2 protein-coding genes are annotated in these 2,042 nt (G+C 69.9%); one reads left to right on the top strand and one right to left on the bottom strand.

Annotation, left to right across the window (positions count from 1 at the left end):
• Positions 1-607 (bottom strand): IniB N-terminal domain-containing protein (locus IJH84_RS21375; RefSeq protein WP_295148162.1); only part of this gene is annotated, 607 nt, incomplete at its 3' end.
• 329 nt (positions 608-936) lie between these two features.
• Between IJH84_RS21375 and IJH84_RS21370 the strand changes: the two genes are divergently transcribed.
• On the top strand, positions 937-2,042 hold a 1,106-nt coding region (locus IJH84_RS21370; RefSeq protein ID WP_295148159.1), incomplete at its 3' end, for an Hsp70 family protein.

Raw genomic sequence — 2,042 nt, 5'->3', positions numbered from 1 at the left:
CGGTCGCGCCACCGGCGACGCCGCCGACGGTGCTCACGGTGTTGTCGACGGTGTTGGTCACGTTGCCGACCGCGTCGGTCACGTCGCCGACGGCGTTCCCGTTGGCAACGTCGTTGCCGCTCAGGACGTCGTGCACGTTGATCAGGTTGTGCGAGTCGGTCTGCTCAACGTTGACGTTGGTCTCCGACTCCGGGTCCTCGTTCGGGGCGGGGGCGGGCGGGTTTTCCGAGTGCAGCATGCTCAGTTCCGTAACTTCCTGCTCGGGTGGATGTGCGGGATGCAGTTCCGTGATCGCGACGTGCTGGGTGTTCGCGGCGAACTTCTCGACGCTGCTCTGGAGTGAGCGGCCGTATTCGTCCGCGACTTCGACTGGCGCGTAGTCGAGCACCAGCGACGTGGCTTGCAGCACGTCCGTCGCGCTCATGTCCCCGAGTCCGGCCTGATCCAGCGTGGCGCGCGGATCAGCGTCGAAGGCCGACCGGGCGTCCGGACTGGTGACGATCCTGGTCAGGAACTCGTACAGCGTGGGTCCGTCCGGTGCGGCCGCCTCGGGGTGGGAGTCGGGGGTTTCGGCGCGACCTGGGGCATCTTCCGGCTGAGAGTGCATGGCGCTATCTCCTCGCTCAGCGGAACTCGGTTACGTGTGACCGGGTGAGGCCGTGCTGACTCCCTCACTCCCAGCGAGCACGCTACTGCGAGGCGTGCCGATCGCCATCGGGTACGACTCCTAGTGAGTGGGGGCACTGTTAGGGGATGGGATTGATACCTGATTAGGGGGTTGGTGGGGGATCCGTCAGCGTTGCGTGATCGGCGACGCGCTAAGTTGTCACCGCCTTGAGCGCGTGAGGCGGTCGTGCTGGTCCGATGACCTGCTCCGCACCCAACGTGTCCAGGTACCGTCAGCGACCCGAAAAGGTGATCACGGGAAGGGGTTCGATGCCTTACGTCCTGGGGATCCACGTGGGGGCCACGGCCACCTCGGCGGCCGTCGCGCGGCGCGAGGGCGGCCGGTGGGGCGCGGCTCAGCCGCTGCCGTTGAGCTCGACCGCGCAAACCGTCCCCACGGTGCTCTGCCGGGTCCAGGACGGCTCGTTCGTCGCCGGTGAACCGGCGAGCAGGCAGGAACTGACCCATCACGAGTGGGTCGTGCGGGGCTTCACCCGCCAGGTCGGCGACGACGCCCCGATGCTGGTCGGCAGCGAGTTCGTCAGCGCGCAGGCGCTGGTGGCCTCGATGGTCGAGTGGGTCGCCGACGTGGTCGCCCAGCAGCTCGGGCACCCCGCGGAGCACATCACCCTCGCGCACAGCGCGTTGTGGGGACCGTTCCGCACGCACCTGGTGCGCCAAGCCCTGGCCGGGCTGGGGCTGCGCGACGTGACGATGGTGCCGGAGCCGGTCGCGGTGGCCATGGACTACGCGAGCAAGCAGCAGGTCACCGAGCAGGGCAAGGTCGCGGTCGCCAACGTCGGCGGCAGCGGTTTCGACGCCACCGTGCTGCAGCACCGCGCGCCCGGGTTCGACGTGCTCGGCTCGCCGCTGGACGCGGGTTACCCCAGCGGGCAGGACCTCGACGACGAGGTGTTCGGGCACGTGCGGGAAGCCTTCGGCGAGCACATCGACGAGCTGGACCCGACCGACCGCACGCACCGGGCCGCGCTGGCCGGGCTGCGCGCCGAGTGCGCCAGGGCGAAGGAGGCGCTGTCGTACCACCCGGGCGCGACGGTCCGGGTGGATCTGCCGCAGGTGCGCACCGACTTCGCGCTGTCCCGTTCGCGGTTCGAGCAGCTCAGCCGCGGGCACCTGGAACGCATTCCGGAACTGCTGCTGCAGTCGATCCAGTCCGCGGGGCTGGGCAAGTCCAGCGAGTCGGACAGGGCGGCCCGGACGGGCAAGACCGCGTCGGTCAGCTCCGGCGGAACCGGCGCCGACGACCTCGACGCCGTGGTGCTCGCGGGCGGCTCGGTGCGCACCCCGCTGGCCAAGCAGATCGTGGCCGAACGCCTGGAGACGACGCCGCAGGTGGACGCCGCCCCCGAACTCGT

The organism is Saccharopolyspora sp. (assembly GCF_017434145.1).
GTDB classification, from domain to species: Bacteria; Actinomycetota; Actinomycetes; order Mycobacteriales; family Pseudonocardiaceae; genus Saccharopolyspora_C; species Saccharopolyspora_C galaxeae.
This window is presented reverse-complemented; position numbering and strand designations above follow the sequence as displayed.